This window comes from Deltaproteobacteria bacterium (assembly GCA_016875225.1).
In the GTDB taxonomy this organism is placed as follows: domain Bacteria; phylum Myxococcota_A; class UBA9160; order SZUA-336; family SZUA-336; genus VGRW01.
Window position 1 is genome coordinate 1 of the sequence record VGRW01000023.1, and the last position, 23,369, is coordinate 23,369.

The 23,369-nt window shown below is 70.3% G+C and carries 22 protein-coding genes; 9 read left to right on the forward strand and 13 right to left on the reverse strand.

What is annotated here, in order from left to right; translation table 11 throughout:
- The 3 genes from FJ108_07905 to FJ108_07915 all read right to left on the reverse strand — a co-directional run.
- On the reverse strand, window positions 1-449 hold a 449-nt coding region (locus tag FJ108_07905), incomplete at its 3' end, for an RES domain-containing protein (GenBank protein ID MBM4335820.1).
- Entirely contained in the window at window positions 449-886 is a 438-nt protein-coding gene (locus FJ108_07910; GenBank protein ID MBM4335821.1) for a DUF2384 domain-containing protein, read from the reverse strand. The genes FJ108_07905 and FJ108_07910, both read right to left, overlap by 1 nt.
- A gap of 145 nt (window positions 887-1,031) precedes the next feature.
- The gene (locus FJ108_07915) at window positions 1,032-2,087 is read right to left on the reverse strand and encodes a hypothetical protein (protein ID MBM4335822.1); all 1,056 of its coding nucleotides are present in this window, start codon (window positions 2,085-2,087) and stop codon (window positions 1,032-1,034) included.
- Between the two features lie 14 nt (window positions 2,088-2,101).
- Between FJ108_07915 and FJ108_07920 the strand changes: the two genes are divergently transcribed.
- Together FJ108_07920 and FJ108_07925 are read left to right on the forward strand one after the other, a co-directional pair.
- On the forward strand, window positions 2,102-3,079 hold the full coding sequence (locus FJ108_07920; protein ID MBM4335823.1) for a radical SAM protein: 978 nt from the start codon (window positions 2,102-2,104) through the stop codon (window positions 3,077-3,079).
- Window positions 3,076-3,999 carry an alpha/beta hydrolase gene (locus FJ108_07925; GenBank protein MBM4335824.1) on the forward strand — a complete coding sequence of 308 codons (924 nt, stop codon included), beginning with the start codon at window positions 3,076-3,078 and terminating at the stop codon, window positions 3,997-3,999. The genes FJ108_07920 and FJ108_07925 overlap by 4 nt, the downstream gene beginning before the upstream one ends.
- A gap of 12 nt (window positions 4,000-4,011) precedes the next feature.
- Here FJ108_07925 and FJ108_07930 read toward each other — a convergent pair whose 3' ends face one another.
- Genes FJ108_07930 through mfd form a run of 5 tightly spaced genes read right to left on the reverse strand, consistent with a single transcriptional unit; the run spans window position 4,012 to window position 13,055 of the window.
- The gene (locus FJ108_07930) at window positions 4,012-4,845 is read right to left on the reverse strand and encodes a CPBP family intramembrane metalloprotease (GenBank protein ID MBM4335825.1); all 834 of its coding nucleotides are present in this window, start codon (window positions 4,843-4,845) and stop codon (window positions 4,012-4,014) included.
- A complete protein-coding gene (gene uvrA / locus FJ108_07935) occupies window positions 4,842-7,673 on the reverse strand; it encodes an excinuclease ABC subunit UvrA (protein ID MBM4335826.1) in 2,832 nt (943 codons plus the stop codon). Before uvrA ends, FJ108_07930 begins: the two co-directional genes overlap by 4 nt.
- Window positions 7,670-8,632, reverse strand: coding sequence for a hypothetical protein (locus tag FJ108_07940; protein MBM4335827.1), 963 nt, complete (start codon window positions 8,630-8,632; stop codon window positions 7,670-7,672). The genes uvrA and FJ108_07940 overlap by 4 nt, the downstream gene beginning before the upstream one ends.
- Window positions 8,629-9,501 carry a hypothetical protein gene (locus FJ108_07945; protein ID MBM4335828.1) on the reverse strand — a complete coding sequence of 291 codons (873 nt, stop codon included), beginning with the start codon at window positions 9,499-9,501 and terminating at the stop codon, window positions 8,629-8,631. Before FJ108_07945 ends, FJ108_07940 begins: the two co-directional genes overlap by 4 nt.
- Window positions 9,498-13,055 (reverse strand): transcription-repair coupling factor, encoded by a 3,558-nt coding sequence (mfd, locus tag FJ108_07950; protein ID MBM4335829.1) that lies wholly within the window; start codon window positions 13,053-13,055, stop codon window positions 9,498-9,500. The genes FJ108_07945 and mfd overlap by 4 nt, the downstream gene beginning before the upstream one ends.
- Window positions 13,056-13,150: 95 nt before the next feature.
- On the opposite strand from mfd, the gene rplC reads away from it, so the two are divergent.
- On the forward strand, window positions 13,151-13,789 hold the full coding sequence (gene rplC / locus FJ108_07955) for a 50S ribosomal protein L3 (GenBank protein ID MBM4335830.1): 639 nt from the start codon (window positions 13,151-13,153) through the stop codon (window positions 13,787-13,789).
- Window positions 13,728-14,441 carry an RlmE family RNA methyltransferase gene (locus tag FJ108_07960; GenBank protein MBM4335831.1) on the forward strand — a complete coding sequence of 238 codons (714 nt, stop codon included), beginning with the start codon at window positions 13,728-13,730 and terminating at the stop codon, window positions 14,439-14,441. Before rplC ends, FJ108_07960 begins: the two co-directional genes overlap by 62 nt.
- Here the strand turns inward: FJ108_07960 and FJ108_07965 are convergent.
- Genes FJ108_07965 through purM form a run of 5 tightly spaced genes read right to left on the reverse strand, consistent with a single transcriptional unit; the run spans window position 14,357 to window position 19,758 of the window.
- On the reverse strand, window positions 14,357-15,373 hold the full coding sequence (locus tag FJ108_07965) for a DUF4105 domain-containing protein (GenBank protein MBM4335832.1): 1,017 nt from the start codon (window positions 15,371-15,373) through the stop codon (window positions 14,357-14,359). The genes FJ108_07960 and FJ108_07965 overlap by 85 nt on opposite strands.
- A gap of 15 nt (window positions 15,374-15,388) precedes the next feature.
- Complete coding sequence (locus FJ108_07970) at window positions 15,389-16,828, reverse strand: hypothetical protein (protein MBM4335833.1); 1,440 nt, start codon at window positions 16,826-16,828, stop codon at window positions 15,389-15,391.
- A 34-nt stretch (window positions 16,829-16,862) separates the two neighbouring features.
- Window positions 16,863-17,543, reverse strand: coding sequence for a DUF4336 domain-containing protein (locus FJ108_07975; GenBank protein MBM4335834.1), 681 nt, complete (start codon window positions 17,541-17,543; stop codon window positions 16,863-16,865).
- Between the two features lie 5 nt (window positions 17,544-17,548).
- The gene (gene tgt, locus FJ108_07980) at window positions 17,549-18,688 is read right to left on the reverse strand and encodes a tRNA guanosine(34) transglycosylase Tgt (GenBank protein MBM4335835.1); all 1,140 of its coding nucleotides are present in this window, start codon (window positions 18,686-18,688) and stop codon (window positions 17,549-17,551) included.
- Window positions 18,688-19,758 (reverse strand): phosphoribosylformylglycinamidine cyclo-ligase, encoded by a 1,071-nt coding sequence (gene purM, locus FJ108_07985; GenBank protein ID MBM4335836.1) that lies wholly within the window; start codon window positions 19,756-19,758, stop codon window positions 18,688-18,690. The genes tgt and purM overlap by 1 nt, the downstream gene beginning before the upstream one ends.
- A gap of 245 nt (window positions 19,759-20,003) precedes the next feature.
- On the opposite strand from purM, the gene FJ108_07990 reads away from it, so the two are divergent.
- Genes FJ108_07990 through FJ108_08010 form a run of 5 tightly spaced genes read left to right on the forward strand, consistent with a single transcriptional unit; the run spans window position 20,004 to window position 23,307 of the window.
- The gene (locus FJ108_07990; GenBank protein ID MBM4335837.1) at window positions 20,004-20,897 is read left to right on the forward strand and encodes a D-glycerate dehydrogenase; all 894 of its coding nucleotides are present in this window, start codon (window positions 20,004-20,006) and stop codon (window positions 20,895-20,897) included.
- Window positions 20,898-20,899: 2 nt separating this feature from the next.
- Entirely contained in the window at window positions 20,900-21,529 is a 630-nt protein-coding gene (locus FJ108_07995) for a hypothetical protein (GenBank protein ID MBM4335838.1), read from the forward strand.
- A 25-nt stretch (window positions 21,530-21,554) separates the two neighbouring features.
- Window positions 21,555-21,962: a GFA family protein gene (locus FJ108_08000; GenBank protein MBM4335839.1), complete on the forward strand. Its 408-nt coding sequence runs from the start codon at window positions 21,555-21,557 to the stop codon at window positions 21,960-21,962.
- A gap of 32 nt (window positions 21,963-21,994) precedes the next feature.
- The gene (locus tag FJ108_08005; protein ID MBM4335840.1) at window positions 21,995-22,678 is read left to right on the forward strand and encodes an alpha/beta hydrolase; all 684 of its coding nucleotides are present in this window, start codon (window positions 21,995-21,997) and stop codon (window positions 22,676-22,678) included.
- Window positions 22,675-23,307, forward strand: a complete 633-nt coding sequence (locus FJ108_08010; protein ID MBM4335841.1) for a glutathione S-transferase family protein — start codon at window positions 22,675-22,677, stop codon at window positions 23,305-23,307. The genes FJ108_08005 and FJ108_08010 overlap by 4 nt, the downstream gene beginning before the upstream one ends.
- The last annotated feature ends 62 nt before the right edge of the window (window positions 23,308-23,369 follow it).

Sequence of the window (23,369 nt, forward strand, 5' to 3'; positions counted from 1 at the left end):
TTTTCGTCGAACGTGAAGGGCTCCGCGGGACCGATCGCCAGCTTCGCGAAGTCCGCGTGACGCGGGTTCAGCAGGAAGTTTCGCTCGCCGGGGACCACGGCCGAGGGGACCTCGAGGCACGCCGAGTCGCCTGCCGCGATCCAGGCGGCGCCGATCTCTTGAAGCGCGCGCGGGCCTGGATGCCTGCGCCACTCCTTGGGGAGAGTCCCGACGAGAGCCTGGCGGATCCTCACACCGTCGGGGATGTCGACCGTGAAGCTGACGAAGTCATCGGGGAGACGAGTCCGGTGAAGATGCACGAGCTGCTCGAGAGCAGCGAGCGCGCGGCTCTCGGATGCGTAGATGACGCGGACACCCCGTGGATGCCAGCGACCGGGATAGAGAACCGCCCCGTCGCCAGTGAACGCGCTGTCGGTGTGCCGCGCCTGACAGATCCGAAAGACGCGCATCAGCCGACGATGCCGTGCTCGATTCTGCCGAGAACGTCGTCGACCTGCTCCGCGCCGATGTCGGTGTCGAGAAGGGCAAGCGGCTGCTGTTTGCCGAGCGACGGGTTCGGAGCCTGAATCCACTCGGCCGACTCCTCGAGATCGCCGAACACCCGGTTCGCGTGCGCGAGCACCCGTGCAAGCCGGTAGAGACGATCGGATTCATCCGCGGACAGGCGGCTCTGCTCCCTTCGCCGGAGCAGATTTCTCCGCGAGAGATGCAGGATCGCGCACAGGACTTCGCGCGGGATCCCGTACTGCTCCATGACGGCCGTCAGCGAGGAGAAGGGCAAGCCTCCGCGCACCCGCATCGCCAGGTCCTCCGGTGAGCGGAGGGCGCGACCGAGCACCTTCGCACCACCGAGGACGGAGACGACGCCGCCAAGCTCGCTCTTCATCGCATCAATTTATCGGCAACCGCGCCGTCTGGCGAGAGAGGCGCGCCAATTGGCGCTTTCCGAGAAGCGCGCAAGCGCTGCTCCCGGCCGCAGTCCTGCTTCGCAACCCATCGCCAACACGCACATTTCTGTGCACCGGCCGATGTCAGGCCGACCCCTTCTCCACGCGGCTCACCGTCTGCACCAGGAACAGCAGCACGGCGAGCACGTTCAGCAGCGCCCCCCACGCCCGCAGCTCGTACACGCCGGAGAGATCTCCGATGAGCCGCAGCGCGAGGCCGGCGTTCAGCAGCGCCAGGTGGATCCAGAAGCGCGGGGCGAAGCGGATCTGCACGCGAAGGATGGCTGGGAAGATGATCGGGGCGTGGCCGAAGATCATAGAGAAGGCGAAGCCGACGAAGAGCGCGTGCAGGATCGCGTCCCAGGCGGGGCCGGCTTGCGGCGCGCCCCAGGTGAGGGCGAACGCGCCGGAGAGCGCGAGCCACACGTGGCCGGAGAGGACGGCCCAGGCGATGAAGCGCGGCAGGCCGGGCCGGCCGAGCGATTTGCGCGCGAGGTCCCAGCGCAGCAGCCAGACGGCGAGGCCGAGCCATGCCGCGCCCGACAGTCGCGCACCGAGCTGCGCGTCCGCGAAGCCGACCAGCGGCCCGGCGATCGCGAGCGCGACGAGCGCGGCGAACGCGACGAGAGCCGCGCGCGTGGGCGCGAGCAGGCGCGAGAGCTCGAGGCGCTCGCCGGCGATGGTCAGCACCACGAAGGCGGCCCACAACGGGACCACGTCGACGAGCGCGCGGCCGGCGAGCCAGGCGAGCGCGCCGATCGCGAAGCAGGCGGCGCCGGCGAGCTGCGTGGCGGCCCAGCGCGTCGCGCGTTCGTAGAAGCCGAGCGCGAGGCCGGCGAAGAAGATGGCGCCGCCTGCCGCGATCGCGGCGCGGCCGGGAGCGACCGGGCCGCCGGCCCAGAGCGAGATCGTGCCGACACCGATCAGCACCGGGGCCGCGTAGCCGAAGGTGCGCTGAAGCGCGACGGCTTTTTCGAGCGAGATCAGCGTGCCGAGGAATCCAGCGAGCATCAGCGCGCCGTGCTGCGCCACGGCTTCCGGCGGAACGCTCGGCACGGCCCAGCCGACGCGGACCAGCCCGCCCGCAAGGCCCGCGAGGAGCGAGAGCATTCCCAGGATGAGCAGGGGCGCGCGTTGCATCGGCGCGAGTATAGATGCGCAGACCGCGAGCTCGCCCTACCCGTATGATGGCCGTCATAGGGCCGGGCCCGCGCCGCGGCCAGACTGCCGTGGAGGTTCCGATGCAGGCCGTTCTCGAGGGCCACTACCGCGAAGACGCCCCGTACCCGTCGGTGATCGTGAACGTCACCGAGCGCTGCAACCTGAGCTGCGCGCACTGCTTCATCTACCGCGACGCGAACCCGCTCTCGCCCGTGCGCCCGCGGGTCGCCGACGAGCCGACCGACGACGAGATGCTCGAGACGCTCGAGATGCTGCGCGACCGCCACGGCATCCGCACAGCGCTCTGGATGGGCGGCGAGCCGCTGCTTCGCGGCCCGCTGATCGAGCGCGGCGTGAAGCTCTTCCCGCGCAACACCATCACCACCAACGGCACGATCGAAGTTCCCGACCTGGGGCCGAACGTGCTCTACGTCGTCTCGCTCGACGGCCCCGAGGACGTGAACGACGCGATCCGCGGCCGCGGCAGCTACAAGCGCGTGATGCAGAACCTGCGCCGGCTGCCGGAGGATCTGTCCTCGCCGGTGCAGGTGCAGTGCACGGTCACGCGCCGCAACCAGGACCGGCTCGAGGAGCTGGTGCGCGAGCTGCAGAAGACGCGCGTGGGCTGGATGAGCTTCTCGTTCTACGTGCCGCGCGCGAGCGACGACGGGCCCGACGCCTGGCCCGACAACGAGGCGCGCGTGCCCGCGGTGCGCGAGGTGATGCGGCTTCGCAACGAGTACCCGGGCTTCGTGCGCAACACGCGGCGCAGCCTGGAGCTGATGCTCCCCGAGCACGCGGAGCGAGTCACCGCCGCCTGCCCGGCGCGCGAGCGCGTGCTGCCGCTCTACCTGGACGGGCACGTCTTCCGCACGCCGGGCTGCTGCTACGGGAACGACGTGGACTGCGTGCGCTGCGGCGCCTGGGTCGTGTTCCACCTGGCGGCCGAGCTCGAGGGGCACGCGTCGTGAGCGCCGCGAAGCCGACACGCGAGAGTGTCGAGTTCGAGAGCCGCGGCCAGACCTGCCGCGGCTGGCTCTACCGCCCCGCGGGGCCGGCCGGCGCGCGCGTGCCCGCGGTGGTGATGGCGCACGGCTTCTCGGCGGTGAAGGAGATGTTCCTGCCCGCCTTCGCGGAGCGCTTCGCGGCCGCGGGCTGCGCGGTGCTGGTGTTCGACTTCCGCTTCCTGGGCGCGAGCGACGGCGAGCCGCGCGGGCAGGTGTTCCCGTTCGAGCAGCACGAGGACTACCGAAACGCGATCTCGTGGGTGACGCTTGCGCCCGGCATCGACCCCGCGCGCATCGGCCTCTGGGGCAGCTCGTACAGCGGCGGGCACACGCTGCACCTGGCCGCGTTCGACCGGCGCGTGAAGGCGGCCGTGGCGCAGGTGCCCGCGGTGCGCGCGTGGCCGCTTCTGCTCGCGCTTCTGGGCCGGCCCGGGCTCGACGCGTTCCTCGCCCAGATCTCGGCCGACCGCGTGGAGCGCTTCAAGACCGGCGCGGTGACGGAGATCCCCGTCGTAGCAAAGCCCGGCCAGCCCAGCGTGCTGGCCGCGCCCGACGCGTGGGAATGGTTCCAGCGCACGGGCGCCGCGGTCGCGCCGAGCTGGCGCAACGCCGTCACGCTGGAGTCGCTGGAGAAGATGCTCGAGTACGACCCGCCCGGCGCGATCGAGCTGGTCTCGCCCACGCCGCTGCTCGTGATCGGGGCGAAGAACGACTCGCTGATCCCGATCGAGCAGCTGCGCGCCGCGGTCGCGCGCGCGGGCGAGCCCAAGCGCTACCTCGAGCTCGACTGCGGACACTTCGATGTGTACGACACGGAGCCCTGGTTCGAGCGCGCCGCGAGCGCCGCGACGGACTGGTTCCGGCAGCACCTGGGCGCGGGCTGAGCTTCCGGGGGCTCAGACCTCCGGCGGCGCGGCAGGCGCGCTCTCGCCGCGCGATGCGACGCGCAGCAGCGCGAGGCCGATTCCCGTGAGCGCGCCCGCGCCGAGCAGCCAGGCGAGCGGCGTGTGCGCTGCGGTGGTGTCGTCGAAGCCGGCGATGCCGAAGACCTGGTAGAGCGCGCCCAGGGTGATCACGCCGGTGAGCGCGTGCAGGGCGATCGACGGCCAGAGCGATCGGGACGCCTGGCGCAGCACCGCCAGCACGAGCGAGTTCGCGAACGCCGGCGCGACGCCCCATACGCCGCCGAAGATCAGTCCGCTGGCGACGCCGCTCATCAGCGCGCCGAGCACGATGCCGAGACCGAGCCCGAGCCTGGCGACCGCGAGCGGCTGCAGGATGCCGCGGAAGAAGAGCTCGTAGGCGAGCGGGAACACGGCGATCTGCACCACCGCGAGCATCACTCCCCAGAATGGCGGCGTCTCGGGCGCCTCGCCCGCCGCCGTGAGCTCGAGCGGCGGCGGGAACGCCGCCTTCACCAGGTTGTCGATCTCGCTGGTGAGCAGCACGGACGCGGCCAGGAACGCGACCGCGAGCCAGGCCGTCGCCGGTGCGCGCACGAGCGCGAGCCGCTCGAGCGGAGGCTCGCGAAACCGCGAAGCGCAGAGCGTGAACATGCCGCCGTAGGCGAGCACCGCGGCCATGCCGACCACCGGCACCGTGCCGCGAAAGCCGATCAGGAGCAGCACCGTCACGCAGACCATGTGGACCAGCGGCGCGAGCAGCGCGAGCACGAAGGCGAACTCGAGCGTGAGCGGCGGGCGGGCTCCGGCGTCGCGGTCGGGAATCATGATCTGAACACGATCGGGCGCAGCGCCTGTCCGGTGTAGGAGAGCGGGTCGTTGGCGACCTCTTCCGGCGTGCCGGTCGCGATCACCTCGCCGCCCTTGTCGCCGCCCTCGGGCCCGAGATCGATGATGTGGTCCGCCGTCTTGATCACGTCGAGATTGTGCTCGATCACCACCACCGTGTTGCCGCGGTCGACCAGCTTGTGAATCACGTCGAGAAGCTTCTCCACGTCGGCAAAGTGCAGTCCGGTGGTCGGCTCGTCCAGGATGTACATCGTGCGGCCGGTGGCGCGCTTCGAGAGCTCCTTTGCGAGCTTGATCCGCTGCGCCTCGCCGCCCGAGAGCGTGGTCGCCTGCTGGCCCAGGTGCACGTAGCCGAGCCCCACCTCGGCCAGCGTCGCCAGACCGCTTCGCACGCCCGGGATGTGCTCCAGGAACTCGAACGCCTCGTCGACGGTCATCTCGAGCACGTCGGCGATCGACTTGCCCTTGTACTTCACTTCGAGCGTCTGCGGGTTGTAGCGCTTGCCCTGGCACTCCTCGCAGGTCACGTACACGTCGGGCAGGAAGTGCATCTCGATGCGCAGGATGCCGTCGCCCTGGCAGGCTTCGCAGCGCCCGCCCTTCACGTTGAACGAGAAGCGGCCCGGCGCGTAGCCGCGCTGGCGGCTCTCGGGAAGCTGCGTGAAGAGCTCGCGGATCCCCGTGAAGATCCCCGTGTAGGTGGCCGGATTCGAGCGCGAGGTTCGCCCGATCGGGTCCTGCGAGACGTCGATCACCTTGTCGAGGTGTGCAAGCCCATCGATCTTCTTGTGCTTGCCGGGCTTGTCCTTGGCCTCGAAGAGCTCGTGCGCGAGCGCCTTGTACAGGGTGTCGTTGATCAGTGTCGACTTGCCACTGCCCGAGACGCCCGTCACCACCGTCATCACGCCGAGCGGAATGCGCACCGTCACGTCGCGCAGGTTGTTCTCGCTCGCGCCGACGATGGTCACGAACTTGTCGGAGCCGGGTCGGCGCTTCTCGGGCACGGGGATCCTGCGCGCGCCGGAGAGGAACTGGCCGGTGAGCGAGCGCGCCTCCTTCTCGATGTCCTCGGGTCGGCCTTCGGCCACGATCTCGCCGCCGTGCCGGCCCGCGCCCGGCCCCATGTCGATCACCCAATCGGCGGCGCGGATGGTCTCCTCGTCGTGCTCGACCACGAGCACGGTGTTGCCGGTGTCGCGCAGCGAGACCAGCGTGCGCAGCAGCCGGTCGTTGTCGCGCGCGTGCAGCCCGATCGACGGCTCGTCCAGGATGTAGAGCACTCCCGCCAGCGCCGAGCCCACCTGCGTCGCCAGGCGGATGCGCTGGCTCTCGCCGCCCGAGAGCGTGCCGGCGGTGCGGTCGCGCGTCAGATACTCGAGCCCGACGTTCTGCAGGAACGCGAGTCGCTCGCGGATCTCGCGCAGCAGCCGCTCGGCGATCAACAGGTCCTGCTTGCCGAGCTTCAGGTTCGTGAAGAACTGCACCGCCTGCGCGACCGAGAGCGCGCAGACCTGCGGCAGCGTGGTCGCGCCGACGAAGACCGAGCGCGCCTCTGGGCGCAGGCGCGCGCCCGCACAGGCCGTGCAGGCGGTGTTGCTCATGTACTGGCGCAGCCCCTCGCGCACGAGATCGCTCTCGGTCTCGCGGTAGCGCTTGTCGAGCAGGCCCACGACCCCCGACCAGCTGCGGTCGAAGCTCCACTTGCGGCTGCGCCCGAAGCGGAAGGTCACCTTCTCGTCGTTGCCGTTCAGGATCTGCGCGCGCGCCTCGGCCGAGAGCTTCCTCCACGGCGTGTCGAGCGAGAACCCGTAGTGCGTGGCGAGCGAGCGCAGCATCGCGGCGTAGTAGCGCGAGGCGTGTCCGCGGCCCTTGAACGGCGCGATCGCGCCGTCCGCGATCGAGATCGAAGCGTCGGGAACGAGCAGCTCCGGGTCGAAGAAGTCCTTCGTGCCCAGGCCGTCGCACTCGGGGCAGGCGCCCTGCGGGCTGTTGAAAGAGAACAAGCGCGGATTGATCTCGGGGAAGCTCGCGCCGCAGTCCATGCACGCGGCGAGCTCGGAGAAGAGGACCTCTTCCTGGCCCGGCCCGATGTCGACCTTCGCGAAGCCCGAGCTCGCTCGTAGCGCCGTCTCGAACGAATCCGCCAGCCGCTTTCCGACGTCGCCGCGGATCACCAGACGGTCGACCACCAGGTCGATGTCGTGGCGCTTCTTGCGGTCGAGCTCCGGCGGCGAATCGAGCTGGTGGTCCTCGCCGTCGATGCGAACGCGCACGAAGCCCTGTCGCGCGAACTCGCGCAGCTCCTTCTTGTACTCGCCTTTGCGGCCGCGCACGACCGGCGAGAGCACCTGCACGCGCGTGCCCTCGGGGAGCGCGAGCACGCGGTCGCACATCTGCTTCACGGTCTGCGCCTGGATCGGCTTGCCGCAGTTCACGCAGTGCGGCACGCCGATCCGCGCGAAGAGCAGTCGCAGGTAGTCGTAGATCTCGGTGACCGTGCCGACGGTCGAGCGCGGGTTGCGGCTGGTGGTCTTCTGCTCGATCGAGATCGCGGGCGAGAGGCCCTCGATCGAGTCGACCTCGGGCTTCTTCATCTGGTCGAGGAACTGCCGCGCGTAGGCCGACAGGCTCTCGACGTAGCGGCGCTGCCCCTCGGCGTAGAGCGTGTCGAACGCGAGCGAGCTCTTGCCCGAGCCCGAGAGCCCCGTGAGCACGACCAAGCGGTTGCGCGGGATGCGCACGTTCAGCGACTTCAGGTTGTGCTCGCACGCGCCCCGGACGACGATCTCTACAGGTTCTCCGCTCACTGCAGCTCCGGCGCGACGATCTCGACGTAGCGGTTCTTCCGCACGTCTGCGAGCCACTTCTCGAACTCGGGCATGGTGCGGCGCTCGATCAGCTCGCCGCGAAGCTTGTCCGCGACCTGCTCGAACGACACCGTCGAAGGATCGAAGCGGTCGAGGAACTGGAACAGGTTCTCGCCGTGCGCGTTCTCGATCACGTCGGTGATCTCGCCGGGCTTCAGCCCGAAGACCGCGCTCTTGATCAGATCCGGCGCGTCCTCTTCGCGGAAGACCGTGAGCCCGCCCTGCTGCGCCGTCGGCGCCCCGGAGTACTTGCGCGCGAGCCCGCCGAAGTCGCCATTCTGGCGCGCCTGATCGCGGAGCTGCGCGGCGAACGCCCGCGCCTTCTCGCGCGTTTCCGGCGGGGCGTCCGACGGCACGGCGATCAGGATGTGCAGCACCCGGATCCGCTCGCCGGGCCTGGCCTGCCCGTAGCGCTCGTCGTAGAGCTTGCGCACTTCCTCGTCGCTCACGCGGACCCGGCCCTGCACCGAGCCGGAGATCATCTTCATGCGCGTGATCTGCTTGCCGAGCTGCTCGCGGTAGGCGGCGCGCGGAAGGCCCTGCTCGGCCGCGGCGGCGTAGATCGCGTCGGCCGCGATGCCCTCCTCCTCGGCGATTCCGTTCACCGCCGCGTCGATCTCCTCTTCGCTCGCGGCGATGCCCTGGAACTTGGCGACCTGCAGGATCAGCCGGTCGTCGATCAGGCTCTTCAGCGCGTTGTCGCGAATCTGCTTCATCTCCTGGGGCGTCAGCGGGTGGTCCTTCGGCACGCGGGCGGCCACGGACTGCATCGCCGATCGCACCTCGGAGAGCAGCACCACCTCGTCCCCGACGATCGCGGCCACGCCGTCTGCGACCTCGGCACGGGCGATGCCGCTCGCGGCCAGGAGCATCAGCAGCAGGCAGAGCTTGTCTCTCATCGCAGCGTCTCCAGATACGCGTCGTTCGAGCGGATCTCGGCGCTCCTGCGCAGGCCGCGCAGCCACTCGCGGCGCAGCTCCTCGAGATTGCGCTGGCCGAGCTCCGCCTCGAGCCGCTCGCGGAGCTCGTCGAAGCCGGGCTCCCGAGCCGGGATCTTGCGCTCCAGGAAGAAGATGTGGAAGCCGTACGGCGACTCGACCACGGCCGAGAACTGCCCCTCTTCGAGCTCGAAGGCGCGGTCGAACGCCTCGGGGAGCTCCCCGCGCGCGAACGCCGGCAGCTCGCCGCCGCTCGCGGCCTCGGGCGCGATGCTGTGCTCGCGCGCCGCGGCGGCGAAGTCCCCGCCCGACTCGAGCTGCGTTCGCAGTCGCTCGGCCTTCGCGCGCTCCTCGACCACGATCTGTCGTACCTGCGCGCGCTCGGGCTGCGCGTACTCGCTGCGGTGCTCGTCGAAGTAGGCGCGCAGCGCGCTCTCGGGCACGCGCATTCGCGGGGCGAGCTCGACCAGCGCGATGCGGTCGACGATCATCTCGCGGCGCACGCTCTCGCGGTAGCGCGGATCGTCGTCCTTCCACTCCTCGCCGTGGAGCATGTGCAGGCGGTCGGTCACCTCCGTGTCGGCGACGCTCACCCCGGCTTCGGACGCGCGGTTCAGAGCGACCTGGGCCGACACCAGGCGGTTCAGCTCCTCGGTCACGACGTCGCCGCGATCGGCGTCCGGCTCCTCCTCGAGCCGCTGCTCCACCAGGCGCCGCAGCTCCGCGGCGGGAATCCGCACGCCGTCGACCTCGGCGGCCCAGGCGTCGTCGCGCCCGCCGTCACCGCAGCCGAGCAACAGCCCGAGGAGCGCCACGATCACTCGCTTCATCGGCTGGCGCTCCTTTCGACCGGCGTGCCCTCGCCGGGCTGGAGAAGATCGAGAAGGCCGAAGCTCTCGGCCAGTGCGTCGCCCGGCTCGCGCAGGCGCAGGCCCAGGCGCCGGTCCGGATAGGCGCGGATCTGCGCCCCGGGGCGACCAATCACGCGCACCAGCCGGCTCGGGTCGACGGCCGCGCGCTCGGCGATGCGCAGCTGAAGCTCGCCGTTTCGCACCTCCACGGAGAGCACGCCCAGGCTGCGGCAGCGGATCTTGAGCCGGATCACCTCGAGCAGGTTCTGCGCCGCGTCGGGCAGCGCGCCGAAGCGATCGAGGAGATCGCCGCGCAGCGCGGCGAGCTCCTCGTCGTCGCGCGCCGAGGAGAGCTGCTTGTAGAGCGCGAGCCGCTGCGAGACCTCGGGCACGTAGCTCTCGGGAAGCAGCGCGGGGAGCGGCAGCCGGATCTCGGGGTCGATCGCGTCTGCGGTCTGCTCGCCGCGCAGGCGCGCCATCGCCTCGTCCATCATCTCCATGTACAGGTCGTAGCCGACCGACGCGATGTGCCCGGACTGCTCGCCGCCGAGCAGGTTTCCCGCGCCGCGGATCTCGAGGTCCTCGGTCGCGAGTCGGAAGCCCGCGCCCAGCTCCGAGAGGTCCTGGATCGCCTCGATCCGTCGCTGCGCGTCGTCGCTGATCTGCCCGGTGGCGGGCAGCAGCAGGTACGCGTAGGCGCGCCGGTCTCCGCGGCCGACGCGACCGCGAAGCTGGTAGAGCTGCGCCAGCCCGAACATGTCGGCGCGGTGGATCAGGATCGTGTTGGCATTGGGAATGTCGAGCCCGGACTCGATGATCGCCGTACACACGAGAACGTCGTACTCGCGGTGCATGAAGGCGAGCATCACGCGCTCCAGCTTCTGCGCCGACATCTGCCCGTGCGCGATCCCGAAGCGCGCGGACGGCAGGATGCGCTGCAGGTAGCCGGCGATCTCGCCGATCGTCTCGACGCGGTTGTGCACGAAGAAGACCTGCCCGCCGCGGCGCAGCTCGCGCTCGACCGCCTCGGAGATCAGCTCCTGCGACACGCGCGCGATCTGCGTGCGCACCGCCGTGCGGTCGGGGGGCGGAGTGGCGATCACCGACAGATCGCGCATTCCCGAGAACGCCATCTGCAGGGTGCGCGGGATCGGAGTCGCCGAGAGCGTGAGCACGTCGACGAGCTTGCGCAGCTGCTTCAGCCGCTCCTTGTGCGCCACGCCGAAGCGGTGCTCCTCGTCGACGATCAGAAGACCGAGATTCCGGAACGTGATGTCCTTCGAGAGCAGGCGGTGCGTGCCGACGACGAGGTCGATCTTGCCGCTGGCCAGCCCCTCGCGCACCTCGCGAAGCTGCTTGGGCGACGAGAGCCGCGACAGGCCGGCGATCTCCACCGGCGTGCCGGCGAAGCGCTCCCGGATCGTCTCGAGGTGCTGTTGACACAGAACGGTGGTGGGCACCAGGAAGGCGACCTGGCGGCCCGACATGGCGCACAGGTACGCGGCCCGGCACGCGACCTCGGTCTTGCCGAAGCCGACGTCGCCGCAGACCAGCCGGTCCATCGGCCGCCGCTTGCGCATGTCGCCCAGCACGTCGTCGGTGACCTTGCGCTGGTCGGGCGTGTCGTCCCAGCGGAAGCGCGCCTCGAACTCCTCGTAGGCCGCGTCGGGCGCGGGAAAGGCCGTTCCCTCGAGCGTCTCGCGGGCGGCGACCACGGCGAGGAGCGCCTCGGCCATGTCCTGCACCGCGCGGCGCACGCGGGTCTTCGTGCGGGTCCAGCCCTGGCCGCCGAGACGGTCGAGCGCGGGGCTCGCGTCCTCGGCGGAGGCGTAGCGCTGGACCTGTCCCAGCCGCGACACCGGCACGTAGAGCTTGTCGGCCTTGTCGTAGAGCAGCAGCAGGAACTCCTGCTCGCCTCCTGACACGGAAATGCGTACCAGGCCGCCGAAGCGCCCGATGCCGTGCTCGGCGTGGACCAGGAAGTCGCCCTCCTGGATCTGCGCGAGCCGCTCGATCGCGTTCGTCTGGCGCGTGATCCGCACCGCGCGGCGCTGCTGGCGCTGGCCGAAGACGTTCTGCTCGGTGAGCACGACGAGCGCGTCGTCCGGAAGCTCGAAGCCGTCGGCGAGCGGCGCCACCCCGACGTCGATCTCTCCCGGCTCCGGGAGGGCCGCGAACGCGTGGCCGCGAGCGATGGGCAGCGCCAGCCCGTAGTCCGAGAGGATGTCGACGAGCCGCTCCGCCGCGGACGGCGTCGGGCAGACGATGCGCACGCGTCGCTTCTGCTCGCGCCAGGTCGCGAGCCTGCGCGAGAGCGGCTGGAGCGCGTGTCCGCTGCCGCGCTGCTCCTCGATCTCGCGCCGCAGGTCGCGGTGGTCGTCGCCGCGCACGTCGACGACCTGCTCGCGCACCAGCGGGTCGGGAATCCCCAGCGGGTCGAGGAGCACGGGGTTGCGCGCGAGCAGCGCCTTCCACGCGGAGTCGTCACTCACGTACAGCGAGAGCGGCTCGCAGACCAGCCGGTCCTGCGCCGCGGCGCGCTCGTGGCCGCCGAAGACCTCGCCCATGTATGCGAGCGCGCGCGTTCGGCCGGCCTCGGGATCGTCGATCAGAATGCGCGTGGACGGCGGCAGATAGTCGAAGACGGTCTCGAGCTCGTCGTGGAGCAGGGCCTCCAGGTTCTCGACGCCCGGCGGCAGCGACCGGCGCGCGAACGCCTCGGTGACGCTGTAGATCTGCGACTCGGGCAGGCTCCGCTCGCGGCCGCGGCGCCGGACGTCCTGGATCAGCGCGTCGACGTCGCTCGGCACGCGATAGGCGCGCGGCGGAATCGCGACGATCGAGTCGAGCTCGCCCTCTGAACGCTGGGTCGTCGGGTCGAAGCGGCGCAACGACCCGATCGAGTCGAAGTCGAACTCGATCCGCACCGGCCGGTCGAGCTGGGGCGGGAACAGGTCGACGATCCCGCCGCGCGCGCCGACCTCGCCGCGCTCCTCCACCAGGCTCGTGCGCTGGTAGCCGGCCTGCACCAGCACGTCGACGAGCGCGTCGCGGTCGATCGAGAGACCGCGCTCGAGGTGCGTGACCCGGCTGCGCAGCTCCGAGCGCGACGGAACCCGCCGGAGCAGCGCCGACCAGGGCGCGACGACGGTCAGTCCCGTCTCGGGTCCGGCGGAAAGCCACGAGTAGAGCAGGCTCATGCGCCGCGCCTCGATCTCGGGATGGGCCGAGAAGCGGTCGTACGGCGGCACGTCGTAGCGGGGCAGGATCCGGACCTCCGTTTCCGGCGAGAACGCCCGCAGCGCCGCGGCGAACTCCTCCGCCCGCGTCGAGCCGGGCGCGACCACGAGGATCGGGCCGCGGTGCGCCGCGCGGAGCTCGGCCGCGAGCCAGGCGCCGGCCGATCCCCGGATCCGGCCGAGGCGCAGCGGGAGCTGCGGGCTCTGCGCAAGCGTGACCAGCTCCGAGATCTTCAGGGGATGCGTCCAAACGAGGAGCGGCCCGCCACCCGGGATTCTCCCGGGGGATGGCACGCCCAGTTCACGGTGAGCGCCGGAGTATAGGAAAGGGTTGGGCGACGGAGAGGGCCCTGCTACTATGCGCAGCCCTCGTCTTTGGAGCCCCCGCGATGAGCCTCGAACTGATTGGCCGAAAGCTCGGAATGACCCAGATCTTCACCGAGAGCGGCGACCGCGTTCCCGTGACCGTGATCGAGGCCGGCCCCTGCACGGTGGTGCAGAAGAAGACCGGCGACCGCGACGGCTATACCGCCCTGCAGATCGGCTACGGAGCCAAGCGCGCCAAGCTCGTTCCCAAGGCCATGCAGGGCCACTTCGCCAAGGCGAACACCGCGCCCAAGCGCGTGCTCGTCGAGGTGCGGGTAGGCGCGAGCGACCTCGACGGCTACCAGGTCGGCCAGGAGCTGACCTGTGAGGGCTTCAAGGTCGGGCAGCGCGTCGACGTGATCGGCACGACGATCGGGCGCGGCTTCAGCGGCGTGGTCCGGCGGCACGGCTTCCCGACCCGGAGCGTCTCGCACGGCAACCACGAGTCCTTCCGCCACGGAGGCTCGATGTCGGCCGGCACCTTCCCCGGGCGCATCCGTCCCGGCCTGCGGATGGCCGGCCAGATGGGCAACGCGCGCCGGACCCAGCTCAACCTGAAGGTCGAGCGCGTCGAGCCGGAGAAGAATCTGATCTACGTGCGTGGGGCGGTCCCCGGTCACCCCAACGCGTTCGTGCGCATCCGGCCGACGGTCAAGGGCTAGCCGCACGGCTCGCTACGAGCGCAAGGACGGGTTCTACCGCAGGGCGAAGGAAGAGGGCCTGCGCTCGCGGGCCGCGTTCAAGCTCGAGGACCTGCTGCGCCGCGCCCCGCCGCTGCGCCGCGGCGCGCGCGTGCTCGATCTCGGCTGCTGGCCGGGAAGCTGGCTGCAGGTCCTGTCCGAGCGCGTCGGCCCCGAGGGCCGCGTGGTCGGCGTGGATCTGGCGCCCACCGACTTCGTCGCCGCCAACGTCGTGGTGCTCGCGCTCGACATGACGGAGCCCGGGTCGGCGGAGCGGATCGCGAGCGCGCTCGGCGGAAGCGCCGACGCCGTTCTGTGTGACGCCGCGCCAAAGCTCACCGGGATTCGCGACCTCGATCTCGCGGCGATCGAGGAGATCTGGGCGGCGGCGCTCGCGATCGCTCTCGCGACGCTCGCGCCCAGTGGCTTTCTGATCGTGAAGGGCTTCCCGGGCCAGGAGAGCGATCTCTTCCGCAAGCAGCTGCGGTCCGTCTTCGCCCGGGTCGACGAGGTCCGGCCCGAGGGAAAGCGCTCCACCTCGAAGGAATTCTACTGGGTCGCGTCCTCGCGCCGCGATGCCGCTCGCGGGTCCGGAAGCCCCTCGCGGATGCGCTCGGAGAAATCGGGACCCTGACCGGCCGCCTTCGCGCGCGCGTCGATGTTCGAGATCGCGCGCAGCTCCTCGAACGGAAGCGACGTGTCGGTCCGGCCGCTCTCGTACAGGGCCTGGTCGAGGTAGCCGTTCACGAGCAGGCGCCAGCCGAAGCGCGGGCCGTCCGGCTGCAGATGCCGCACGTGGCGCTGGATGCTGGTGGTGCAGTTGTCCGAGAAGGCGTTGTACCACTCGGGCTTCTCGACCAGCTCGTTCATGCTCCGCACGTAATCCAGAAGCAGCAGGCGGGCGTTCTCGGGCGGCGCGGTCAGCCGGTACAGCCAGACGTTCTCGCCGCGAAAGTTCGTGCGCAGCCCGATCAGGTCGCGCTCGTCGGCGGCCACGTAATAGATCGGGTACTGGCGGAAGAAGCCCTCGACCGCGGAGTACTGCTGGCCCTTCACCTTTCGCGTCTCGATCGAGATCGCCAGCCGTTGCCCGTCGGCGAACTGCCAGGACATGATCGTGTGCGCGATCAGCGGCGAACCCCAGTGGGAGAAGAACATGTCGAGCCCGTCGAGCTTCGAGAGGTCGTAGCTGCGGGTCTCCCAGCGCTCCGTGAAATCCGTCTCGCTCCGGTAGCTGAAGTCGCGCACGTTGTGCAGCGTGAGGATCTCACCCTCGACCTCGCCGCGCGCGAGCTGGCCGACGTCGGGCTGCCAGTCGCCCGCGTTCGAGGGCTCGAGCGAGAAGAACCAGACCAGGACGGACGCGAAGATGCCGAGCGCAACGGCCACGGCGCGCCGGAAGGGCCTGAGTCCGATCAGCGTGCCGACCGCGACGAGCGTGCAGAGCAGCGACGCCGAGCGCGCGACCCACCATGGCCCCGGAACGGTGTATGCGAGCGCGAGGCCGCTCCACCCGATCAGCGCGAGAACGGGTAGAGAGGCCAGCGCGCGCGCGATCGCCTTCATGCGAAGGGGATCGTATCAGAACGAGATCGTCGCCTCCGCGAAGATGTAGTCGGCGTCCTCGTCCTGGAAGGCTTCACCGATCATTCCACTGCCGTCCACGTGCGCGTAGTAGACGTTGAGCGCGAGCCACTTCACGGGGGTCACGGTGACCGAGGTGTCGAACATGGTGCCGATGCCCGTCTTGTTGCCCGAAGCGGTGCCCGTGAAGCCGAAGACGGTGTTGTTGGTCGCGCCTCCGCCTCCGTAGAGGAAGTCGTCGCGATCGCTCAAGCGAAGCGAGTGCAGCGTCGCCTGCGCGCTCACCATCGCGTGCGGCTTCAGGATCAGCTGCGCGAACAGGTCGCGGTTGTTCATCATGTTGTAGAAGGGGAACATCGCGTAGAGCCGCGCGGTGGGCAGCATCTGGAAGAAGGTCGAGTGATCGCCGTCGCTCGCATCCGAGTCACCCGAGCCCTGGTCCAAACCGACGCGCAGCCATGGTGCGCTCCAGACATTGGGGAGCTGGTAGCCGGCCTCGATGGCGTAGGCCCACGAGTCCTGGTCCTGGGTCAGCCAGTCGCCGGTCTGGATCGCGCCCCAGATCAGGAAGTCCGCCTTGCCCGGGCCGATCGCGTGCACGTGCGTCGCGTTGGCGCCGATCGTGTAGATCTGGATGTCGCCATGGTCCGCCTGGCGCACCGCCAGCGGCCGGTTGTCGACCGGCACCACCTCGCGCCGATCGCGGTACCAGAGGCCGAAGATGCGCGCGTTCGTGCCCGGCAATGCCTCGAGCGCCTTCAGGCTCGCCGACACGCCCGCGACGCCGACCTCGAGCTCGCGATTGGCGTTGATCTCGTAGCCGCCCCAAGTGGGAGTGAACGCGAAGCCGGTCACGTTCATGGCCGCGTTGTCGAAGGCGACCTGCCCGCCGTCGAAGCTGCGACCCACGTGTGTGTAGTCGAACGGGCCGATCAGTCGCTCGGAAATCCGGCTCTTCTGCAGCCAGAGCAGCGTCGGATCGGTGGCCGGCGCCTCGAGGCCGTCGCGGAAGATCTGCCTTCCCGCCGTGAGCGACAGGCCCTGCGCGCCGAACGGGTTCTTCCAGCGCAACCAAATGTTGCGCAGGATTCCCTTCTCCTGATTCTTCTCCGGCGTGTTCGTGTAGTACGCCCCGCCCGGCCCCGGCCCGTGATCCGGCAAGCTCGTGACCAGCGAGTGTTGGAACTGCGCGAAGAACTCGACCGGATCGCGTGTGACGCGCAGCCCCACCTGCATTCGATTCGCGAAGAATCCGTAGTCGTGATCTCGCGTCGCGGACGCCGGTGCGGTCTCGAACCAGTCGAAGCGCTCGTACCGAATGCGATCAGAGACTTCCAGCCTCACCTTCGAGTCGAAAGGCCCCTCGCGCTCGAGCTGTGCCCATGCGGTGTCGGCGATCAGAATGAGTGCGACGAGCGGGAGTAAGTGTTTCTTCATAGTGACCTGAATCTAGCAGAGCCGTGACTCGCGTTCAGGATGGGAGCCACGAAAAGCTGCGCCGCAAGCTGCCCCGTCCGTCGGCCTCCAGGACTTCTCCGTGCGCGACGACGACGCGCCCGAAGTCCCATTCGAGGATCCGGTCGATCGACGCCCGCATCGCTCGTGCGTCCTTCATCACCGAGTAGCGGAACAGCCGCGAAGGGCCGAAGCGACCATACGCAGAATTGAGACGCATGAAGACGCGCGTGAAGGCGCTCGAAGCGTGCCGCACGTTGAAGCAGAGGTCGACACAGATCAGCGTCCGGCTCGCGCGGTGCAGGAACACCACCTCGTTCAGGCCGGGTGCACCCTGCACGACGAGCTGATCGAGGTCGTCCGCCCAGAGCGACGGCGGCGTTTCCGCGAGCACCTGGTCGACTCGAATCGCGCCGCGCTTCTCGCGCAGTCCTGGCGCGGCGAAGACGAGTGCCCCGGGAAACGCCCGCGCGCTTTCGGCCAGGAAGAGGTGGTGGAGCAGGTTCGGCGCGATCAGCGCGCGCACCGGTCCGAGCGCCTCGATCTCGCCCCGGAGCGCCGCGGTGGACGGCCCGGGCGAATGGACGACCAGACCGCCGTCCGCGAGCCGTACGACGGTGGTGCGGGTACCCAGCTCGAGCCCGCCGACGCGAAGCGGCTGCTCGACGGTCCACAGCCCCGGATCGAGCTCGCGCAGGCCGGTCACGCGCCGCTGTCCGGCTCGCTCGCGCCGCGCTCGCCCGACTCGCGATACTCGGCGCGGAAGGCCGCCTTCCAGTCGGCGAAGCGGCCCGCGACGATCGCCTCGCGCATCTCCGCCATCAGCCGCTGGTAGAAACGAACGTTGTGGATCGCGCCGAGGATCGCGGCGAGGATCTCGTTGGCTGCATACAGGTGGTTCAGATACGCGCGGGTGAACGTCGCGCACGCGTAGCAGTCACAGCTCGTGTCGATCGGATACATGTCGGGGCGGTAGCGGCGGTGGTTCATTCGGATCCGACCGCGGCGCGTGAAGAGCGTCGCCGAGCGCGCGTAGCGGGTGGGGATCACGCAGTCGAACATGTCGATCCCGCGCTCGACGGACTCGACCAGGTCCTCGGGAAGCCCGACGCCCATCAGGTAGCGCGGCTTCGTCTCGGGCAGCAGCGGCGCAGTGATCGAGACGATGCGCTTCAGCTCATCGATTCCCTCGCCCACCGAGACCCCGCCGATCGCATAGCCGGGCGAATCGAAGCGGACGATGCTTCGCGCGCATTCCGCGCGCAGCTCCGGGTACACCGATCCCTGTACGATCGGAAACAGCGCCTGCGTCGAGGCGCCGTGCGCGGCGATGCAGCGCTCGAGCCAGGCGAGCGAGTTCTCGACGCCGCGCCGCGCCAGCTCCCGGCTCGCCGGGTACGGCGTGCACTCGTCGAACGCCATGATGATGTCGGCGCCGAGCGCGTGCTGGATCTCGATCGAGCGCTCCGGAGTGAGCATGACGGTCGAGCCGTCGATCTCGTTGCGGAAGCGTACGCCCTCGGGGCTGATCTCCTTGTGCTTCAGGCTGAACACCTGAAAGCCCCCCGAGTCGGTCAGGATCGGCCCGTCCCACGCCATGAACGCGTGCAGGCCGCCCGCCTTCTTGATCAGGTCCGGTCCGGGACGGAGCAGCAGGTGATAGGTGTTCGCGAGCACGATCCGCGCGCCGGTCGCCTTCACCTGTTCGGGCGTCATCGCGCGCACCGCGGCGTGCGTGCCGACCGGCATGAAGACGGGCGTCGCGACCTCGCCGTGGTCGGTGAAGAGACGGCCGGCGCGGGCCGCACAGCTGCGGTCCGTCGCCTCGAGCGCGAACCGGATCACGGCTCGCGGACGAAGAGCTTCGACCGGCCGACGAGCCGCTCTGGCAGGATCCGGATCGCGCGCTCGGGATCCGCGACCGCGCGGCCGAGCCGCCACGCGTCGACGCCCGTGCCCTGGAGCGCCGCGAGCGTGCGCTCGACGTCGGACTCCGGCACGACCACGGTCAGGCCCACTCCCATGTTGAAGACGCTGGCCATCTCGGCCGCATCGAGCTCGCCGAGCTTCCGGATCAGACCGAAGATCGGCGGAGCCGGCGGCAGGAAGTCGATCTCGAAGCCGACCGGCGCTTCGATCCGGCGGATGTTCAGGAAGCCGTCGCCGGTGATGTGCGCGAGCGCCCGCGGCTGCACGCCCGCCTTCGCGAGCGCCTCGACCTGGGCGACGTAGATCCGTGTCGGGCGCAGAAGCTCGTCGGCGAGCGTCCCTCCGAGCTCTTCGACCCATTCCTCGAAGCCGAGCTTTCGCTGCAGCACGGAGCGCGCGAGCGTGAGCCCGTTCGAGTGCACGCCGTTCGAGGCCACGCCGATCAGCGCATCGCCCGGCCGCACCTTCGAGCCGTCGATCAGGCCGCCCTCGGGCACGATGCCGATCGCCATCCCCACCAGATCCAGCCCGCTTCCCTCGCGCGCGCCGCGCAGCATGGCCGGAATCAGCGCCGTCTCGCCACCGACGATCGAGACACCCGCCTGTCGCGCGCCCTCGCAGAGCCCCTTGCCGATCTGGCCGAAGACCTCGGGGTCGCAGCGCTCGACCGCGATGTAGTCCAGCATCGCGATCGGCTTCGCTCCGACGCAGAGCAGGTCGTTCACGTTCATCGCCACGCAGTCGATTCCGATCGTGTCGTACCGGCCGATGGCTTGCGCGACCAGGAGCTTCGTGCCGACCCCGTCGGTGGTGAGCGCGACGTGCAGCGGGCCGAAAATGATCACTGCCGCGAAGTGCCCGATTCCGATCTCGCTCGCGGCGCCGAACGCCTGCGTGGGGGAGATCTCCAGAATCAGCCGCGCCAGCGCGCGATCCGCTTCGCTGGTGTCCACGCCGCTGCGCGCGTACTCGCTCTGGCTCATTCGCGCCCCGCGCTGATGCAGGAGGTCAGGTGTTCGTCGACTCGCCGCGGCTGCGCCGCAGCCGCGCGCGCCTCGTCTTGGCGCGCAGGCGCGCCCGGTGGCGCACGCTCTTCTTGCGGTTGCGATGGCCCAGCTTGGTCGACTTCTTCATGGCGCCGCGCAGCTTACCCGTCCGGGCGCATCCCTGCCAGCAGCCCGCGCTACGATCGCTGCGTGGGCGCGCGGGGCGAAGGCAGGGGCGAAAGATGAGCGTGCGAGTGCGCGTGCGTCCAGGCGTCCCCGACGCCGCGCTGCGCGTGCTGGCGGAGGCGGGTCTCGGCTTCGAGGTCGGGCCGCTCGACGGCACGGGGGTCGAGGCCCTGCTCTGCCTGCTCACGGATCGGATCGACGCGGGGTTTCTCGCCGCGAACCCGGGCATGCGGATCGTCGCGAACATGGCCGTGGGCACCGACAACGTCGATCTGGCGGCCGCCACGCGGCTCGGAATCGCCGTATCGAACACGCCCGACGTGCTGACCGACGCGACCGCCGACCTCGCCTTCGCGCTCCTGCTCGCCGCGGCGCGCCGCCTGGCCTGGGCCGACCGCTACGTGCGCGCCGGCGGCTTCGTGGGCTGGAACCCGGAGCTCGGCATCGGACTGGACGTGACGGGCCGAACGCTGGGAATCGTCGGTGCGGGCCGGATCGGCCGCGCGGTCGCCGAGCGCGCGCGCGGCTTCCGCATGGAGGTCCTGCTGCACTCGCGCAGCGGTGGTCCGCCGCTTGCCGAGCTGCTAGAGCGCAGCGACTTCGTCTCGCTTCACGTCCCGCTCACGCAGCAGACGCGCCACCTGATCGGCGCGCCGGAGCTCGCGCGGATGAAGCGGACCGCGGTGCTGGTGAACACCGCGCGCGGGCCGATCGTCGACGAGGCCGCGCTCGTCGCCGCGCTTCGCGCGGGCCGGATCGCCGCGGCCGGCCTCGACGTCTTCGAGCGCGAGCCGGCGCTCGCCCCGGGCCTTCGCGATCTGCCGCAGGTCGTGCTCGCGCCGCACGTCGGCAGCGCCACCGTCGCCACGCGCGCTCGGATGGCCGAGGTCGCCGCCCGAAACGTCGTCGCCGCGCTTCGCGGCGAGCCAATTCCGAATCGGGTGGCCTAGACGTGGCGCGCACGTCCGTCGAAAGCGCCGAGCCGCCGCTTCGCGCACGCGTCTACTACGACTTCGCATCGACGCTCTGCTACGTGGCGCACCGCGTCTTCGCCGACCTCGAGCCGGATCTCGCGGCGCTCGGCGTCGAGCTCGAATGGCAGCCGCTCGATCTTTCCGAGCTTCTCGGCTGGCCGCGCGGAGTCGTAGTCGACGAAGCGCGGCTGTCGAACGCCAGCCGCGTCGCAGCGGAGTTCGGAATCGCGGTGCGACCGCTGCCGGTATGGCCCGACTCGCGCGAAGCCCTGGCGGCGGCGCTCGCGCTCGGCCGTGGCCCGCGCGGCGAGGCGTTCCGAGAGCGCGTATTCGCCGCCGCCTTCGAGGAGCGCGTCGACCTCGACGCGCCGGGCGTGGTCGCGAGGTGCGCGCGCGACCTCGGCCTCGCCTTCGATGCGCGCGAGCTCGAGGACGCGTGCGCGACTCTCGAGCTCGGCGCGCGGCGGGCCTCGGAAGAGGGCGTGACGGGCCTGCCGACGATCATGCTCGACACGTTCCCGTTCCCGGGCGTGCAGTCGCGCCAGACCACGCTTCTCGTGCTCGAGCGCTGGGCGCGAAGAAGCCGCGCGGCCAAGCTGGTAGGCTAGGGCGCAAGCGAGGAAGGAGATCCGCATGGACGTTCAGGGTGGCTGCTACTGCGGCGCGGTCCGCTATCGGGCGACGGGCGAGGCGCTGATGCGGGCGCAGTGCCACTGTCGCGAGTGCCAGTACGTCACCGGCGGCAGCCCGAACGTGTTCATGGCGCTACCGGAGTCGGGATTCAGCTACACCAAGGCGCAGCCGAAGGTGTTCCGCCGCAAGGACCTGCCCAATCCGGTCACGCGCGAGTTCTGCGCGGAGTGCGGCACGCACCTGGTCTCGCGCGCGCCCGGCCTGCCGGGTGCGGTCATCCTGAAGGTCGGCACGCTCGACGATCCGAGCGCGTTCGGCGGTCCGCAGATCGCGATCTTCACCGTCGACAAGCAGACCTTCCACCAGATTCCCGCCGGCGTGGCCGCGTTCGAGCGGGTGCCGGGCTGAGCTCGCCGCACTCGCCGCCAATGGCCAAGGCGATGGATCTGCCCACTCCGGGACCCGTCTCGCTCCTGCGCGAGGGGCTCGGACTGCTGGAGCTGCCGCGGCTTCTGCTGCGCTTTCCCGAGCTCGCGCGCATGCCGCGCGGATCCGGCCAGCCGGTCATGGTCCTGCCGGGATTCGGCGCGAGCGACGGCTCGACGTTCGTGCTGCGCTCGTATCTGCGCTTCCTGGGCTATCAGGTCCGAGGCTGGAGGATGGGCGTGAACACCGGACAGGTCGCCGAGCTGCTGCCGCGCGTCCGCCGACGCGTGGCGAGCGCGGCCGATCGCGCGGGCGACCGGGTGCGGCTGATCGGCTGGAGCCTTGGCGGAGTGCTCGCGCGCGAGGTCGCGCGCGAGGCGCCGGACCTGGTGCGCAGCGTGAACACGATCGGCTCCCCCATCGTCGGCGGGCCGAAGTACACCGCCGTCGGTCGCATCTACGCGCAACGGGGCGTGGATCTCGACGCGCTCGAGGCCGAGATCGAGGGCCGCGAGGCGACGCCGATCCGCGTGCCCATCACGGCGATCTGGTCGCGCGCCGACGGCGTCGTCGCCTGGCAAGCGTGTGTCGACAGGCGCAGCCCAGAAGTGGAGAACGTCGAGGTCGTGGCCACGCACCTCGGGCTCGGCTTCGCAGCCGACGTGTACCGGGTCGTCGCGGAGCGCCTGCCGCGATGAAGCTCTACGTCTTTCCCGTCGCCCCGAATCCGACCCGGGTGCGCCTGTATCTGGCCGAGAAGCGCGAAGCGGGTGGCGCGATCGCGGTCGAGGAAGTGACGGTGAGCCTGCCACGCTCGGAGCAGAAGTCGCCCGAGCACCTGGCGCGCAATCCTTTCGGGCGCCTGCCAGTGCTCGAGCTCGACGACGGCTCGTACCTCACGGAGTCACTCGCGATCATGGAATATCTCGAAGAGCTCCACCCGGAGCCGTCGCTGATCGGCCGCAATCCAGTGGAGCGTGCGAGGGTCCGCGAGCTCGAGCGCATCTGCGAGCTCGGCGTGCTGCTTCCCATCGCGCAGATCGTGCACGCGACACGCTCGCCGCTGCGCCTGCCTGCGCGGCCCGAGGTGGCGGCGCATTTCCGCGAGGCCCTGCCGCGCGTCCTCGAGTTGCTCGACGCGAAGCTCGCCGACGACCGTCCGTTCCTGGCGGGCGCGGGCCCTACCGTCGCGGATTTCGCGCTCGCGGCCGCGTTCCAGTTCGGCCGCTTCGGGGGAGTCGAGATCGAGGCCCGGTTCGAGCGGATCGCGCGCTGGGACCTCGCCTACCGCGAGCGACCCGCGGCGAAGGCCGTGCTCGTCATCTAGCGCGAAGCGCTCGTGTCGTGAGACGGCCTGGCTGTCGCGATCGCCAAGGCGAGGCGCCGTAG

Bases quoted from the DNA above. Each gene is read 5' to 3' on its own strand.
- FJ108_07965 (MBM4335832.1), bottom strand. From the start codon at position 15,373: ATGAAGGCGATCGCGCGCGCGCTGGCCTCTCTACCCGTTCTCGCGCTG.
- FJ108_07990 (MBM4335837.1), top strand. From the start codon at position 20,004: ATGAGCGTGCGAGTGCGCGTGCGTCCAGGCGTCCCCGACGCCGCGCTG.
- FJ108_07920 (MBM4335823.1), top strand. From the start codon at position 2,102: ATGCGCAGACCGCGAGCTCGCCCTACCCGTATGATGGCCGTCATAGGG.
- FJ108_07910 (MBM4335821.1), bottom strand. From the start codon at position 886: ATGAAGAGCGAGCTTGGCGGCGTCGTCTCCGTCCTCGGTGGTGCGAAG.
- FJ108_07945 (MBM4335828.1), bottom strand. From the start codon at position 9,501: ATGAAGCGAGTGATCGTGGCGCTCCTCGGGCTGTTGCTCGGCTGCGGT.
- FJ108_07970 (MBM4335833.1), bottom strand. From the start codon at position 16,828: ATGAAGAAACACTTACTCCCGCTCGTCGCACTCATTCTGATCGCCGAC.
- FJ108_08005 (MBM4335840.1), top strand. From the start codon at position 21,995: ATGGATCTGCCCACTCCGGGACCCGTCTCGCTCCTGCGCGAGGGGCTC.
- FJ108_07930 (MBM4335825.1), bottom strand. From the start codon at position 4,845: ATGATTCCCGACCGCGACGCCGGAGCCCGCCCGCCGCTCACGCTCGAG.
- FJ108_07940 (MBM4335827.1), bottom strand. From the start codon at position 8,632: ATGAGAGACAAGCTCTGCCTGCTGCTGATGCTCCTGGCCGCGAGCGGC.
- purM (MBM4335836.1), bottom strand. From the start codon at position 19,758: ATGAGCCAGAGCGAGTACGCGCGCAGCGGCGTGGACACCAGCGAAGCG.
- FJ108_07915 (MBM4335822.1), bottom strand. From the start codon at position 2,087: ATGCAACGCGCGCCCCTGCTCATCCTGGGAATGCTCTCGCTCCTCGCG.
- FJ108_08010 (MBM4335841.1), top strand. From the start codon at position 22,675: ATGAAGCTCTACGTCTTTCCCGTCGCCCCGAATCCGACCCGGGTGCGC.
- rplC (MBM4335830.1), top strand. From the start codon at position 13,151: ATGAGCCTCGAACTGATTGGCCGAAAGCTCGGAATGACCCAGATCTTC.
- FJ108_08000 (MBM4335839.1), top strand. From the start codon at position 21,555: ATGGACGTTCAGGGTGGCTGCTACTGCGGCGCGGTCCGCTATCGGGCG.